This is a genomic window from Pseudomonas parasichuanensis (assembly GCF_021601385.1).
GTDB classification, from domain to species: Bacteria; Pseudomonadota; Gammaproteobacteria; order Pseudomonadales; family Pseudomonadaceae; genus Aquipseudomonas; species Aquipseudomonas parasichuanensis.
Genome location: NZ_BQHO01000021.1, coordinates 16,430 through 31,468, shown reverse-complemented (window position 1 = coordinate 31,468; position 15,039 = coordinate 16,430). Strand labels below are relative to the sequence as shown.

Below are 15,039 nucleotides of genomic sequence, written 5' to 3'. Positions count from 1 at the left end.
GATTCAGGGCTGGCCGTAGTCGCGGGCACCGAACAGGGCGGTGCCGATACGGACCCAGGTCGCACCTTGGGCAATGGCGGCTTCCAGGTCGTGGCTCATGCCCATCGAAAGCGTGTCCAGGCCCAGGCCGAGTTGCGCTTGCAGCTCGCGCAGGGTGGCGAAGGCGGCCTCTTGTTCTGCACGGTCTTCGGTCGGTTCCGGGATCGCCATCAGCCCGCGCAGGCGCAGGCCGGGGAGGGTGCTGACGGCCTGGGCCAACGCCGGCAGGTCGGCGGGCGCGCAGCCGGACTTGCTGTCTTCACCGCTGACGTTCACCTGCAGGCAGATGTTCAGCGGCGGCAGGTTGCCCGGGCGTTGCTCGGACAGGCGTTGGGCGATCTTCAGGCGGTCCACGGAATGTACCCAGTCGAAGTGCTCGGCGATGGCTTTGGTCTTGTTCGACTGAATGGGGCCGATGAAGTGCCAGATCAAGGGCAGGTCGGAAAGTGCCTGTTGTTTTGTCAGGGCCTCCTGAAGGTAGTTCTCGCCCACATCGCGCAGGCCGGCCGCAAAGGCCTCGCGAACGGCGCTGGCGGGCTTGGTCTTGCTGACCGCGAGCAACTGGACGCTGGCCGGGTCGCGTCCGGCGGCCCTGGCCGCGCTGTCGATACGGCTGGCGATGGCGGAAATGTTGTCTGCTAGGGTGGACATGGATCGTCGCCGGCGGTTGTGAGGTCTGCGGCATTCTACCTGCTTGATGGCCATTGGGGAGTCTCATGGATGTGACCGACCTGCTGGACCGGGCTGTGGCTGCGGGCGCCAGTGACCTGCACCTGGCCACGGGCGAGCCACCGTTGTTGCGCCTGGATGGCGAGTTGCAGCGCATGGCGCTGCCGGTGTTGAGCTGCGCGGCGCTGGAACAGGGAATGGCCGGCCTGCTCGATGACGGGCAGCGGCGGCAATGGGTGAGCGGTGATGAACTGGACCTGGCGCTGAGCGTGCCCGGCGTGGGGCGCCTGCGCTTGAACCTGTTTCGCCAGCGCAATGGGCTGGGCGCAAGCGTGCGGCTGATCCCGGCGCGGGCCCCAAGCCTCGACGAACTTGACCTGAACGATGTGTATCAAGCCGTTGCGCAATGCCAGGATGGCCTGGTGCTGGTGGGTGGGCCGACGGGCAGCGGCAAGTCCAGCACCTTGGCGGCGCTGCTCGATCAGCTCAATCGCGAACGCGCGCTGCAGGTCATCACCCTTGAAGACCCCATCGAATTTATCCACAGCGGCCAGGGCTGCCTGGTCAATCAGCGGGAGATCGGCGTGCACAGCCGTGACTTCGCCCAAGGGTTGCGCAGCGCCTTGCGCCAGGACCCGGATGTGATCATGGTTGGCGAATTACGCGATCTGGAGAGTATCCGCCTGGCGTTGCGCGCAGCTGAAACCGGGCATCTGGTGCTGGCGACGGTGCACACCCGTTCGGCGCTGAACAGTATCGACCGGCTGGTGGAGGTGTTCGCGGCCGAGGAGAAGCCGCTGGTGCGGATGATGCTGGCCGAGTCGCTGCGCCTGGTGGTGGCTCAGGTGCTGGTCAGGCGGGTAGGCGGTGGCAGGGTGGCGGCAAGGGAGGTGCTGGTGGCGACGCCAGCGGTGCGCAACTTGATTCGCGAGGGGCGCATGGCGCAGCTGCAGTCGGTGATGCAGGCGGGGGCGGCGCAGGGGATGCGAACGATGGAGGGGGCGATGCAGGCGCTCAAGCAGATGGGGCTGGTTGACTAGCGTTGTTGCCTGTTCGAGCGAAATCGCGGGGCAAGCCCCGCGATTGACGGTTTAGCGCTTGGCCAGGGCCAACGCCTGCTGGTCCTTGGGCAGGACGCGCTTGGCCACGACGTAGTGCTTCTGCCAGTAAGGCTTCTCCAGGCTGTCGATGCTCACCCGCTTGCCGGTGCGCGGCGCGTGGATGAAGCGGTCGTTACCCAGGTAGATGGCCACATGGTTGACCCGGCGGCTCTTGATGTTGAAGAAAATCAGGTCGCCCGGCTTGAGGTCGCTCTTGGCCACCTTCACGCCCTGGCCCTGGGCCATGGCGTTGGAGGTGCGCGGCAGGTCGACGTCAGCCACGTCGTTGAAGGCGTACTTGACCAGGCCGCTGCAGTCGAAGCCCTTCTTCGGGCTGCTGCCGCCCCAGCGGTACGGCGTGCCGAGCACGTTCACGGCGCGGCTGAGCACTTCGCTGCTCTGCTTGGGCGACATGGCCACGGCCTGCAGCGCCTGGCGCTGGTTGGCATTGTTCGGGCGGGCGCTGAGGGTGGCCTTGCGGTACTGCACAGGCGCGCGTTTCACCGAGCTGTCGGCATTGCTCGTGTAGCCGGTGAAACCGCTTGGAAGACGTTGCTCACGATTGGTGGCGTGGGCGGCCAGGGGTAATAAAAGGCAGAGGGTCAGCCATGTCTTGATGAAAGGCGGCATAGTTGATGCTCTTATAAGGTGTTGGCGCGCAACTTTATAACAGCTTTTTGATCAAATTCTGATCCGTTGGTCGATTGGCCACGTACCATATGTCGGGTCAACACGGAAAAGTCACATTTTCCGTTAGAAAATTTTCGGCTAACCCACGAGGGCTTCGAATGAATGGTTATCAACAGGGTGCGCCCGCGCACGACACCCACAGCAAGGTCCTCGGCTACCTGTTGTGGATTTTCGGCTTCACCGGCGCGCACCGTTTCTACTACGGTAAGCCGATCACCGGGACGATCTGGTTCTTCACCCTGGGGCTGCTGGGGATTGGCTGGCTGATCGACCTGTTCCTGATCCCGTCGATGGACCGAGAGGCCGATCTGCGCTTCGAGTCCGGCGGTGTGGACTACAACCTGGCGTGGATCTTCCTGACCTTCCTGGGCGTGTTCGGTGTGCACCGCCTGTATCAGGGCAAATGGATCAGTGCGCTGATCTACCTGTTCACCGGCGGGCTGTTCCTGCTGGGCGTGCTGTACGATTTCTGGACCCTGAACAGCCAGATCTCCCAGGTCAACGCCGAGCGTCGCCGGGTATGAAAAAAGGCCTTGTCGCGGCGAGCGGCAAGGCCTTTTTCGTTACTGGCGTCGTTGCTGCAACAGCAGGTTGCTGAAGCCTGCCCCGGCCAGTTGCTTCTGCGCCACGGTGAGCTGCTCGCGGTTGCTGAACGGCCCGACCATCACGCGGTACCAGGTTTCTTCTTTCACCGTCCCCGACTCCACCTTGACCGCCTGGCCGAGCAGGATGATCTGTGCGCGGACCTTGTCGGCATCTGCCTGCTTGCGGAACGAGCCGGCCTGCAGGAAGAACTGGGTGGTCGGTGCCGGCTTGATCACCGGTGGTGCCGGAGGTGGCGTTTGCCCCAGCAGCGCGGCCTGGGCGCGGGCGGTGTCGATTTTCGCCGCTTCCGCTGGGGTGACCGGGGTGGTGGGCACGGCCGGCACCGGCGGGGTCTTCTCGGGCACCGCTTCCGGCGGCACGATCACTTCCGATTCCGGCAGCAGGGTGTAGAAGTCGTACTTCGGCTTCACCGGTTGCTGCGGCGTAGGCGTGGTGGTCTTGCTCGCCTCGGCGACTTTCTCCGGCTTCTGCTGTTCGGGCTTGGTGCGCTTGATGTCACCGCCCCCCGGCTCCAGCTTCATCAGGAAGACGATGAACGCGCCGACAGTCAGGCCGACCGCCAGCCATACCCAGCCTGGGATCGGCTGTTTGGCGGCGGGCTGGTGGCGGCTGGCGCCGCGCTTGGGCGCGGGCTTTTTCTTTGCAGCAGCCAAGTTACATACGCTCCAGGGTTTCCAGGCCGAGCAGCTCCAGGCCCTGCTTGAGGGTGCGGCCGGTCAGGGCTGCCAGGCGCAGGCGGCTCTGTTGCTGCTCCGGGGTCTCGGCGGTGAGGATCGGGCAGTTCTCGTAGAAGCTGGAGAACAGGCCGGCGAGGTCGTACAGGTAGCTGCACAGTACGTGCGGGGTGCCTTTGTCGGCGACGTTGTTGAGAATTTCGCCGAACTGCGCCAGGCGCGCGGCCAGGTCCTGCTCATGGGCGGCTTGCAGCACGATCTTGCCGTCCACCTCGTCGAAGCCCTTGCCGAGCTTGCGGAACACGCCGGCCACACGGGTGTAGGCGTACAGCAGGTAGGGCGCGGTGTTGCCTTCGAAGTTGAGCATCAGCTCGAAGTTGAAGCTGTAGTCGCTGGTGCGGTGCTTGGACAGGTCGGCGTACTTGACCGCGCCGATGCCTACCACTTCACCGATCTTGCGCAGCTCGTCCTCGGCCAGGCTCGGGTTCTTCTCCTTGACCAGCGCATAGGCGCGCTCCTTGGCCTCGTTGAGCAGGTCGATCAGCTTGACGGTGCCGCCATCGCGGGTCTTGAACGGGCGGCCGTCGGCGCCGTTCATGGTGCCGAAGCCCATGTGTTCCATCTGCATCGGGTGGCCGACGAAGCCTGCGCGGCGGGCCACTTCGAACACCTGGTTGAAGTGCAGGGCCTGGCGCTGGTCGACGAAGTACAGGGCGCGGTCAGCTTGAAGTTTGTTGCTGCGGTAGCGCACGGCGGCCAGGTCGGTGGTGGCGTACAGGTAGCCGCCGTCGGCCTTCTGCACGATCACCGGCAGCGGGTCGCCCTCGGCGTTCTTGAATTCGTCGAGGAACACGCACTGGGCGCCCTGGTTCTCCACCAGCAGGCCCTTGGCCTTGAGATCGGCGACCACCTGGGCCAGGTCGTCGTTGTAGGCGCTCTCGCCCATCACGTCGGCCATGGTCAGTTTGACGTTGAGCAGCTCGTAGGTCTTCTGGCAGTGGGACAGCGAGATGTCCTTGAAGCGCGTCCACAGTGCCAGGCACTCGGGGTCGCCGGCCTGCAGCTTGACCACCAGGCCGCGGGCGCGGGTGGCGAATTCTTCGGACTCGTCGAAGCGCTTCTTCGCCGCGCGGTAGAAGTTCTCCAGGTCCGACAGCTCGTCGCTGGTGATCGGGTTTTCCTGCAGGTAGGCCATCAGCATGCCGAACTGGGTGCCCCAGTCGCCGACGTGGTTCTGGCGGATGACGTTGTCGCCGAGGAACTCCAGCACGCGGGCGACGCTGTCGCCGATGATGGTCGAGCGCAGATGGCCAACGTGCATCTCCTTGGCCAGGTTCGGCGCCGACATGTCGATCACGACTTTCTCCAGCGGGCCGGCCTTGCGCACCCCCAGGTGGTCGTCGGCCAGGGCGGCGTCGAGGCGATTGGCCAGGGCGTCGGTGTTCTGGAAGAAGTTCAGAAAGCCGGGGCCTGCGATCTCGGCCTTGCTGATGTCGGCGCTGGCCGGCAGGGCGGCAATGATTTTCTCAGCCAGGTCACGCGGCTTCATGCCGGCCGGTTTGGCCAGCATCATGGCGATGTTGCTGGCGAAGTCGCCGTGGGTCTTGTCCCGGGCGTTTTCCACCTGGATCGCCGGCGTCAGCCCTTCAGGCAGCACACCGTCGGTGACGAGTTGGGTGAGGGCTTGCTGGATCAGCTGGCGAATGGTGTCTTTCATGGGGATCTCTTTTCGACCGCAAGCGCGGTGGGGCGCTTCGATGCGCAGGTGGAAAAACTGGGCATTATCCGTTGCCAGGGGCGGGTTGCCAACCTTTCGACGGCAGCTGCAAGCGCCAAGCTGCAAGCAGCAAGCAAAAAAAACCTGCGCAATACCGCTCTTTCTTGCTGCTTGAAGCTTGCAACTTGTCGCTCAGTAAAGGTCGACCGGGTCGACATCCAGCGACCAGCGCACCTGCCGCCCGGACGGCATCTGCTCCAACACTAGCAACCAGGCACTGATCAGTCGATGCAACTGAGCCCGGGCATTGGCCTGGAGCAACAGTTGCGCGCGGAATCGCCCCGCCCGTCGCTCCATGGGCGCGGGCACCGGGCCCAGCAGCTCGATGCCATGCAGGCCCTGTTCGGCCAGCACGCGCTCGGCGGCGGCGCAGGCTTCATCGAGGAAACCTTCGGCCTGGCCGGGCTTGTGCGCATCGGCGCGCAGCAGGGCCAGGTGGGCGAACGGCGGCAGGCCGGCGGCGCGGCGCTCGCTCAATGCCTGCTCGGCGAAGGCGAAGTAGCCCTGTTCGGTCAGTTGCACCAGCAGCGGGTGGTCGGCCAGGTGGGTCTGCACGATGACCTTGCCCGGTTCTTCGGCGCGCCCGGCGCGGCCCGCCACCTGCACGATCAGCTGGGCCATGCGCTCGCTGGCGCGGAAGTCGCCGGAGAACAGCCCGCCGTCAGCATCGAGGATCGCCACCAGGGTCACCCGCGGGAAGTGGTGCCCCTTGGCCAGCATCTGGGTGCCGACCAGGATGCTCGGCTGGCCGCGCTGGATGGTGGTGAACAGGTTGTGCATGGCGTCCTTGCGCGAGGTGCTGTCGCGGTCCACGCGCAGGATCGGGTAATCGGGGAACAGCACTTTCAGGCGTTCTTCGGCGCGTTCGGTGCCGGCGCCGACCGGGCGCAGGTCGACGTGGGCGCATTGCGGGCACTGCAACGGCAGGCGTTCGTCGTAACCGCAGTGGTGGCAGCGCAGCACGGCCGAGCGCTGGTGCACGGTCATGCGTGCGTCGCACCGCGGGCACTCCGAAAGCCAGCCGCAGTCGTGGCACAGCAGGGTTGGGGCGAAGCCGCGGCGGTTGAGGAACACCAGCACCTGTTGGCCGGCTTCCAGGGTCTGGCGTATGGCTTGCTGCAGCGGGCCGCTGATGCCGCTGTCCAGTGGCAGGCTGCGCACGTCCAGGCGCAGGAAACGTGGCGCGCGGGCGCCGCCGGCGCGCTGGTTCATGCGCAGCAGGCCATAGCGACCGCTGTGGGCGTTGTGCAGGCTCTCCAGCGACGGGGTGGCCGAACCCAGCAGGATCGGGATGTTCTCCTGGTGCGCCCGCACCACCGCCAGGTCGCGGGCGTGGTAGCGCAGGCCTTCCTGCTGTTTATAGGAGCCGTCGTGCTCCTCGTCGATGATGATCAACCCCGGGTTCTTCATCGGCGTGAACAGTGCCGAGCGGGTGCCGATGATGATGTCCGCCTCGCCATCACGGGCTGCCAGCCAGGCGTCCAGGCGTTCGCGGTCGCCCACTGCCGAGTGCAGCAGGGCGATGCGTGCGTTGAAGCGTTGCTCGAAGCGCTGCAAGGTCTGCGGGCCGAGGTTGATCTCGGGGATCAGGATCAGCGCCTGTTTGCCTGCCTCCAGGGTTTCGCGGATCAGCTGCAGGTACACCTCGGTCTTGCCGCTGCCGGTGACGCCCGCCAGCAGGAAGGCGTGGAAGGCGCCGAAACCTGAGCGCACGGCCTCGAAGGCGGCGCGCTGTTCTTCGTTGAGCGGCAGCTCCGGCTGGGCCAGCCAGTGCTCGTGACGGGCGGGTGGCAGATGGCGGCGGGTCTCCACCTCGACCAGGTCCTTGGCCAGCAGCAGGTCGAGGCTGTCCTTGTTCAGGCCGAGCTTGCTCAGCAGGCTGTGGGCCACACCGTGCGGGTGCTGCGAAAGCGTCTTCAGGGCCTCGCGCTGGCGCGGCGCGCGGGCAATGCGCGGGTCTTCCAGGCGTGCCCCGGCGGCGACATGCCAGAAGCGCTCCTGGCGCGCTTCGGCCAGCTCGCCCTGGCGCAACAGGGTGGGCAGCGCCCAGTTCAGGGTGTCGCCCAGGCTGTGCTGGTAGTACTGCGCCGTCCACAGGCACAGCTTGAACAGCGCTGGCGGCAGGGGCGAGACCGGGTCGAGCAGGGCGCTGGCGGGTTTGAGCTTGTCCGCTGGCACTTCGCTTTTGTCGGCCACCTCCACCAGCACGCCGATCATTTCCCTGCGGCCGAACGGCACGCGAAAGCGCATGCCGGGGGTCAGCGTCTGGCGCGCCATGCTCGCGGTGGCCCGGTAGTCGAACAGGCGACGCAGGGGCGAGGGCAGGGCAAGGCGCAGGATGACGTCGGACACGCGGAAGGTCTCTGGAGGGCGTTTCACAAATCAGGCGAGCCTAGCAGACGACGGTCGGTGCAAGCGACAACTTGCGCTGGCGTCGCGCTCTGGTATTATTCGCCGCCTAATTACGTGCGGTATTCAACAATAGGTGTTGGGTGGCGGCACGCAGCTCGAGGAAGTGACCATGAAAGCAGATATTCATCCGAACTACGAAGTAGTTGCAGTCACCTGCAGCTGCGGCAACAAATTCGAGACCCGTTCGACCCTGGCCAAGCCGCTGGCGATCGACGTGTGCTCGCAGTGCCACCCGTTCTACACCGGTAAGCAGAAAGTCCTGGACACCGGTGGTCGCGTACAGAAGTTCGCCGATCGCTTCGGCATGTTCGGTGCCAAGAAGTAAGATGCGCACGGCGAAGCCTTCGGGGTTCGCACTGTTGCAGAAGAAGGCGTCCCTTGTGGGCGCCTTTTTTGTGGGCGCGATTTGGCATTTCCCGGCCCTGGCCTTCTGCCCGTTGCCCGACAGGCCGCAGCAGGTGGCGGTGCGTTACGTGGTCGATGGCGATACCGTTCGCCTGGTTGATGGCCGCAGTGTTCGCCTGATTGGTATCAATGCCCCGGAAGTTGCAGGGAAAGGGCGCCCCAGCGAACCCTATGCCGAAGCGGCCAAGCGCCGCCTGCAGGCATTGATCAAGGCCAGCGATGGCCGGGTCGGGTTGGTGCCTGGGGTTGAGAGCAAGGACAAGTACGGGCGCACCCTGGCGCATATCTACAGCCGTTCTGGCAACAATCTGGAAGCACAACTGCTCAGCGAGGGCTTGGCCTACCGCATCGCTTTTGCGCCGAACGTGCGGCTTGCCGGGTGTCAGCAGCAGGCCGAACAGGTGGCGCGCAAGGCGCGGCTCGGGCTCTGGCGGCAATCGCCGGTGCTGCGTGCGCGGGATGTGCGGCAATCCGGTTTTGCGCTGATCACCGGCAAAATCAATGGCATCGAGCGCAATAGCGGCGGTGTCTGGCTGGAGTTGGACAACAGTGTGGTGGTGCGGATTCCCGCTCGTCTGCAGCGCAACTTCCCTGCCAGCTTCTTCGCTAACCTCAAGGGACGCCAGGTCGAAGTGCGTGGCTGGGTGCTGGATCGTTCCCGCAAGGGAGGGCTCAAGCCCGGGCAACGACGCTGGGTGGTGCCATTGACCGATCCGAGTATGTTGCAGCCCGCTTCTGGCTAAATAGTTGTAGACAGTTTGCTATTAGATTGTACACACTGGGCTTTCGTAAGCCCCGTGGGTTATAGCGTAAAGTCGTAGGCCAAAGGCCTTGACACTAGTGACCGGGCAGTCTTGTCGCCCCCCGGCACTTTGCGTATCCTCGGCGGTCCGTCAGAACAGTAAATAGCGGAATGCCCATCATGTCAGACCTGAAAACCGCCGCTCTCGAATACCACGCCCAGCCCCGTCCGGGGAAACTGAGCGTCGAGCTCTCCAAGCCCACCGCCACTGCCCGTGACCTCGCCCTGGCCTACAGCCCAGGCGTCGCCGAACCGGTGCGCGAGATTGGTCGTGATCCAGAGCTGGCCTACAAATACACCGGCAAGGGCAACCTGGTTGCGGTGATTTCCGACGGTACCGCGATCCTCGGTCTGGGTGACCTGGGCCCGCTGGCCTCGAAGCCGGTCATGGAAGGCAAGGGTGTTCTGTTCAAGCGTTTCGCCGGTATCGACGTGTTCGACATCGAAGTCGAATCGGAAAGCCCACAGGCCTTCATCGACACCGTACGCCGCATTTCCATCACCTTCGGCGGCATCAACCTCGAAGACATCAAGGCACCTGAGTGCTTCGAGATCGAGCGCACCCTGATCGAGCAGTGCGACATCCCGGTGTTCCACGATGACCAGCACGGTACCGCCATCGTGACCGCGGCCGGCATGATCAACGCCCTGGAAATCGCCGGCAAAAAGCTCGAAGACGCCAAGATCGTCTGCCTGGGCGCTGGCGCTGCCGCCATCTCCTGCATGAAGCTGCTGGTCAGCATGGGCGCCAAGGTCGAGAACATCTTCATGATCGACCGCAGCGGCGTGATCCACGCCGGCCGCGACGACCTGAACCAGTACAAGGCCCAGTTCGCCCACGCCACCGACAAACGCACCCTGGCTGACGCCCTGAACGGTGCCGACGTGTTCGTTGGCCTGTCCGGCCCGAACCTGCTGAGCGCCGAAGGCCTGAAGTCGATGGCTGCCAACCCGATCGTGTTCGCCTGCTCGAACCCGGACCCTGAGATCTCCCCGGAGCTGGCGCACGCCACCCGTAGCGACGTGATCATGGCCACCGGTCGTTCCGACTACCCGAACCAGGTCAACAACGTACTGGGCTTCCCGTTCATCTTCCGCGGTGCCCTGGACGTTCGCGCCAAGCGCATCAACGAAGAAATGAAGATCGCCGCCGCCGTCGCCCTGAAGGACCTGGCCAAGCTGCCGGTGCCGAAGGAAGTCTGCGACGCCTACGGCGTACAGGCACTGGAGTTCGGTCGTGAGTACATCATCCCGAAACCACTGGATGCACGCCTGATCACCGTCGTTTCCGATGCCGTGGCCAAGGCCGCCATCGAGTCCGGCGTGGCGACCCTGCCGTATCCGAAGCACTACCCGCTGAAAAGCGTGGATGACGTGTTCAACGGTTAAAGCAGAACGCAAAAAAGAACCGGCTCATATGAGCCGGTTTTTTTTGCTTTGAGTTTCAAGCTCCAAGCGACAAGCCGTTCGATGTTTGTCGTAGGGCTGCGCCAGTAGATACTGGCGCGTTTGATCTTGCCGCTTGTAGCTTGAAGCTAGCTACTTAGAAAAGATCCATCGGCGCCGCTTCATCCGCCGGCAGCGGGCTGCCAGGCGCTGCGCCATTGCCCAGCTCATCCACCGACGGCGGCGAGTCCTCGGCCTTGAACAGCTCGAAATAGGCGTTCGGCGTGCTCGGGGTGGCGGCGCGGCCGCTGACCGGGTCGACACGCAGGCTGAGAATGCCTTCCGGCTCGGCCGGGGTGTGTTCGGGCTTGCCCTTGAGCGCCGGGCCCATGAAGCCCATCCAGATCGGCAGCGCCACGGTGCCGCCATACTCGCGCCGGCCCAGGGTTTCCGGTTGGTCGAAGCCTACCCACACGGTGGTGACGTAGTCGCCGTTGTAGCCCGAGAACCACGCGTCCTTGGATTCGTTGGTGGTGCCGGTCTTGCCCGCCAGGTCGCCGCGGCCCAGGGCCAGGGCGCGGCGGCCGGTACCGCGCTTGATCACGTCCTGCAGCATGCTGGTGAGGATGTAGGTGGTGCGGCCGTCGATGATGCGCTCGGCAACTGCCGGGGTTTGCGGTGTCGCCGCTACCTGGCCAAAGGCGGAAGGGGCCTCGCCGGGCATGGCGGTCACGCTGATCGGCTGTTCGGGTGCGGCAAGGCCGGCCTGGTCTTCGTTGCCTTGCGGCACGCGCGGCGGGTTGGCAGTGAACAGCGTTTCGCCGCTGCGGCTGTCGATGCGCTCGATCAGGTACGGGCTGATCTTGTAGCCGCCGTTGGCGAAGGTACTCCAACCGGTGGCGATTTCCATCGGGGTCAGGGTGGCGGTGCCCAGTGCCAGCGACAGGTTGCGCGGCAGGTCCTGCTTGTTGAAGCCGAACTTGGCGATGTAGTCGATGGTGCGGTCCACGCCCATGGCCTGCAGCAGGCGGATCGACACCAGGTTGCGCGACTTGTACAGCGCCTCGCGCATGCGGATCGGGCCGAGGAAGGTGTTGGTGTCGTTCTTGGGTCGCCAGACCTTGTCCAGGTATTCGTCGACGAACACGATCGGCGCGTCGTTGACCAGGCTGGCGGCGGTGTAGCCGCTGTCCAGCGCGGCGCTGTAGACGAACGGCTTGAAGCTCGAGCCCGGCTGGCGCTTGGCCTGCATGGCGCGGTTGTAGTTGCTCTGCTCGAACGAGAAACCGCCTACCAGGGCGCGGATTGCGCCGTTATAAGGGTCGAGGGTCACCAATGCGCTCTGGGCGCCTGGTACCTGGCTGAACTTGAGCTTGCCGTGTTCCAGGCGTTGCAGGCGCACCAGGTCGCCCACCTGCGCGACATCCGCCGGCGATTGCGGCGAGCGGCCCTGGGCGTTGCTGTTGAGGTACGGGCGGGCCCACTTCATGGTGTCCCAGGCCACATCTTCCTCCAGGCCGCTACGGGTCATCACCTTCAGGCCGTTCTTCTCGACCTGGGTAACGATGGCCGGCTCAAGCCCACCCAGCGTGCGCTGTTTGCCAAGCTCCTGCAGCCAGGCGGTGCGGGTCTTGCCCGGGAAGCGTGCCTCGGGGCCGCGGTAGCCGTGGCGTTCATCGTACTCGGAGAGGCCGTTGAGCACCGCGCTGTTGGCCATCTGCTGCATGTCGCTCGGCACCGTGGTGGTGACGCGGAAGCCTTCGGTATAGGCATCGCTGCCGTAGCGGCCAACCATTTCGGCGCGGGCCATTTCGGCGACGTACGGGGCATTCACCTCAGGCGTAGGCACGTGGTAGCTGGCGTTGAGGGGCTCGGCCAGGGCGGCCTGGTAGCTGGCCTCGTCGATCTTGCCAAGCTTGTACATGCGCCCGAGGATCCAGTCGCGGCGTTCCTTGGCGCGCACCGGGTTGGCCAGCGGGTTGAAGCGTGACGGCGCCTTGGGCAGGCCGGCGATCATGGCCATCTGCGCCAGGCTGACGTCGCGGATCGACTTGCCGTAGTACACCTGCGCGGCGGCATCGATGCCGTAGGCGCGGTTGCCCAGGTAGATCTTGTTGACGTACAGCTCGAGGATTTCGTCCTTGGTCAGCTCGCGTTCGATCTGCAGGGCCAGCAGGATTTCATTGGTCTTGCGCGAGAAGCTGCGTTCGCTGCTGAGGAAGAAGTTCTTCGCCACCTGCATGGTGATGGTGCTGCCACCGCTCTGGATGTGCCCGGACTTGACCAGCTGCGTGGCCGCGCGCATCAGGCTGCTGGGGTCGACGCCGTAGTGGTTGAGGAAATTATCGTCCTCGGCCGACAGCAACGCCTGAATGAACTGTGGGGGAATTTCCTGGAACTTGATTGGCGAGCGGCGCATCTCGCCGAATTCGGCAATCAGCTTGTCATCGCTGCTGTACACCCTCAGGGGGATTTGCAACTGGACGCTTCGCAGCGAATCGACCGACGGCAGGCTGGGGCTAAGATACAGAAACGCACCGCTCACACCGAGAACGAGCGCGCAGATGACTGCGACGAAAGACCACCAGAAGAACTTCAGCAGGCGTATCAAGGCTTTTGGGTGTCCAGGTTGAGGAGTGGAGGGCGCGGGGCCGGCGGACAGGAAAGTCGGGTGGGAGCCAGCCATTGCTGGCTGACTCCCCCCTAAGAACCGTACGTGCGCCTTTCAGCGCATACGGCTCAAGCCTTCTTTAAGCCCCCAAGGGGAGCCGGCTTGGTCACGTACAGACCACGCGTGTGGAGCTGGTTATGACAGTTGGGGTGCAAGAGTACCCGATTGGCCAAGGCGTCACCACCGTCAACGGCCCGGTGGATGATGTGGTGGTCGTGCCACCCCGTTTCCTTGGTGATCGGTTGCTTGCAAAGCAAACACAGGCCGTTTTGGCTGGCGTATAGGCTGCCGATTTGTTTCCGGTACTGCAGCTTTTTCAGCATCCGGTCCATCCGCAGTTTTTCGCTTTGGGCCTCCATGGCAGGGTCATAAGGGTTGTAATCCCCACTCACCTTTTTGTGTCGCTCGATCGGCGTGCTCGCGAGCGAGCAAAGCTCGATCTCCCGTCTCCTCCCAGCATCGTCCACTGTCGTGGTGGCGAAAACCCAGTTCCGTTCTCCGGAGGCTCGGAAGTACTTCTTCCTAACCCAGTCGAGGGACTTGTTTGGATGTCGCCGTTTCGCCCAACGCCACAGTTTTACAAACACTCGGTGGTCCATCCGGCTGTACGTTTGCTTGGCTACCACTGGCTGATGGTATAGCGCCCAACCCCTCAGCATCGGATTTAGCAGTTGGATTAGATCCTCTTGCTTACTCGTCTTGTGGGTGTTGATTGCCTCCCTGATCTTGCCGTAGAACGCTTTAACGTTCTTTTTGCTCGGTTTGATCAGCAGCTTTCCTTCGTATTTCCGGAAATTCCATCCAAGGAAGTCGAAGCCTTCGTCGATGTGAGCAATACGCGTTTTCTTGAGTGACAACCGCAGTCCACGCTTCGCGAGGAACTGTTCTACCCAAGGTTTTACTTCGTTCTCCAGCACTTCCGAGGAAGTGCCAGTAATCACGAAATCATCCGCGTATCGCACCACATTCACCTTCAGCTTCTTCGCCCTTGTCACTCCTAGGTGTTGCTTGAGGAGTGTTTCCAGACCATCCAGTGCCAGATTCGCCAACACCGGGGAGATAATTCCCCCTTGTGGCGTGCCTGCATCCGTTGCGTGCAACTGCCCCTTGTGGATGACTCCAGCCTTCAACCACTGCCGAAGCATCCGGTTATCCGTAGGGGCGTTTCCTAACAGCCATTCATGGTTGATGTTGTCGAAGAACCCTTCGATGTCTGCGTCCAAAACCCAACAGGCGGAAGCCTGTTTGGAAAGACACAGGAAGAGCTGCGCCATCGCATCCGCCGTACAACGTTCGATCCTAAAGCCGTAGCTATTCGGATCGCCCTGGGTTTCTGCGATGGGAGACAGGGCCAGCATGTACAGTGCTTGCATGGCCCTATCCGTCATGGTCGGTATGCCCAGAGGGCGTTCCCGTCCATCCGACTTCGGGATGTAGACTCGCCGTAGTGGCCGAGCCCGGTAACCCCGCGTCTTCAACTGACCAACCGCATTCCATTTAGCGTTGGGTGTGTCCCAGAGTTGCCTATCGACTCCCGCCGTGCGGCTTCCCTGATTTTCCGTGACTCTCCGTACGGCCAAGTATCTGGCCGACTTCGAGTGGGTAAGCATCCGTTGCAGGGATTTAACCTTGCGCCATTTGCCTTCCCGACAAGCCTTCGCAATTCGCACCTGCATTCCCCGGACATTCCGCTGAACCCGACGCCAATCGACGTCATGCCACTGCTGCGGAGTGCCGGAAAGCGCAGGCTCACCTTGCTGGCTGAGCTCTTTCATGCTGCTTTCCTCTCAAAGTGATACCACCCGAGC

At 63.6% G+C, this 15,039-nt stretch carries 12 protein-coding genes; 5 read left to right on the top strand and 7 right to left on the bottom strand.

Annotated features, from left to right (window positions below; translation table 11 throughout):
• Positions 1 to 3: 3 nt before the first annotated feature.
• The gene (locus L6D77_RS17050) at positions 4 to 690 is read right to left on the bottom strand and encodes a YggS family pyridoxal phosphate-dependent enzyme (protein WP_232882978.1); all 687 of its coding nucleotides are present in this window, start codon (positions 688 to 690) and stop codon (positions 4 to 6) included.
• Positions 691 to 755: 65 nt separating this feature from the next.
• Between L6D77_RS17050 and L6D77_RS17045 the strand changes: the two genes are divergently transcribed.
• Complete coding sequence (locus tag L6D77_RS17045) at positions 756 to 1,748, top strand: type IV pilus twitching motility protein PilT (RefSeq protein WP_232882977.1); 993 nt, start codon at positions 756 to 758, stop codon at positions 1,746 to 1,748.
• A 51-nt stretch (positions 1,749 to 1,799) separates the two neighbouring features.
• Here the strand turns inward: L6D77_RS17045 and L6D77_RS17040 are convergent, their stop codons facing one another.
• Complete coding sequence (locus tag L6D77_RS17040) at positions 1,800 to 2,438, bottom strand: C40 family peptidase (RefSeq protein WP_232882976.1); 639 nt, start codon at positions 2,436 to 2,438, stop codon at positions 1,800 to 1,802.
• A gap of 158 nt (positions 2,439 to 2,596) precedes the next feature.
• Between L6D77_RS17040 and L6D77_RS17035 the strand changes: the two genes are divergently transcribed.
• The gene (locus L6D77_RS17035) at positions 2,597 to 3,022 is read left to right on the top strand and encodes an NINE protein (RefSeq protein WP_232882975.1); all 426 of its coding nucleotides are present in this window, start codon (positions 2,597 to 2,599) and stop codon (positions 3,020 to 3,022) included.
• Positions 3,023 to 3,061: 39 nt separating this feature from the next.
• On the opposite strand, the gene L6D77_RS17030 is transcribed toward L6D77_RS17035, so the two are convergent.
• From L6D77_RS17030 to L6D77_RS17020, 3 genes are all read right to left on the bottom strand, one after another.
• Positions 3,062 to 3,757, bottom strand: coding sequence for an SPOR domain-containing protein (locus L6D77_RS17030; RefSeq protein ID WP_232882974.1), 696 nt, complete (start codon positions 3,755 to 3,757; stop codon positions 3,062 to 3,064).
• 1 nt (position 3,758) lies between these two features.
• A complete protein-coding gene (gene argS / locus L6D77_RS17025) occupies positions 3,759 to 5,495 on the bottom strand; it encodes an arginine--tRNA ligase (protein WP_232882973.1) in 1,737 nt (578 codons plus the stop codon).
• A gap of 192 nt (positions 5,496 to 5,687) precedes the next feature.
• A complete protein-coding gene (locus tag L6D77_RS17020) occupies positions 5,688 to 7,907 on the bottom strand; it encodes a primosomal protein N' (protein WP_232882972.1) in 2,220 nt (739 codons plus the stop codon).
• Positions 7,908 to 8,076: 169 nt separating this feature from the next.
• Here L6D77_RS17020 and rpmE point away from each other — a divergent pair, with 169 nt between their 5' ends.
• The 3 genes from rpmE (at position 8,077) to L6D77_RS17005 (ending at position 10,563) form a co-directional block, all read left to right on the top strand.
• On the top strand, positions 8,077 to 8,292 hold the full coding sequence (rpmE, locus tag L6D77_RS17015; protein ID WP_125465915.1) for a 50S ribosomal protein L31: 216 nt from the start codon (positions 8,077 to 8,079) through the stop codon (positions 8,290 to 8,292).
• A 1-nt stretch (position 8,293) separates the two neighbouring features.
• Entirely contained in the window at positions 8,294 to 9,115 is an 822-nt protein-coding gene (locus tag L6D77_RS17010; RefSeq protein WP_232882971.1) for a thermonuclease family protein, read from the top strand.
• Between the two features lie 179 nt (positions 9,116 to 9,294).
• Entirely contained in the window at positions 9,295 to 10,563 is a 1,269-nt protein-coding gene (locus L6D77_RS17005) for a malic enzyme-like NAD(P)-binding protein (protein ID WP_232882970.1), read from the top strand.
• A gap of 154 nt (positions 10,564 to 10,717) precedes the next feature.
• Here L6D77_RS17005 and L6D77_RS17000 read toward each other — a convergent pair whose 3' ends face one another.
• The gene (locus tag L6D77_RS17000) at positions 10,718 to 13,168 is read right to left on the bottom strand and encodes a penicillin-binding protein 1A (RefSeq protein WP_373870595.1); all 2,451 of its coding nucleotides are present in this window, start codon (positions 13,166 to 13,168) and stop codon (positions 10,718 to 10,720) included.
• A 131-nt stretch (positions 13,169 to 13,299) separates the two neighbouring features.
• Positions 13,300 to 15,006, bottom strand: a complete 1,707-nt coding sequence (ltrA, locus tag L6D77_RS16995) for a group II intron reverse transcriptase/maturase (RefSeq protein WP_012312325.1) — start codon at positions 15,004 to 15,006, stop codon at positions 13,300 to 13,302.
• Positions 15,007 to 15,039 lie beyond the last annotated feature (33 nt).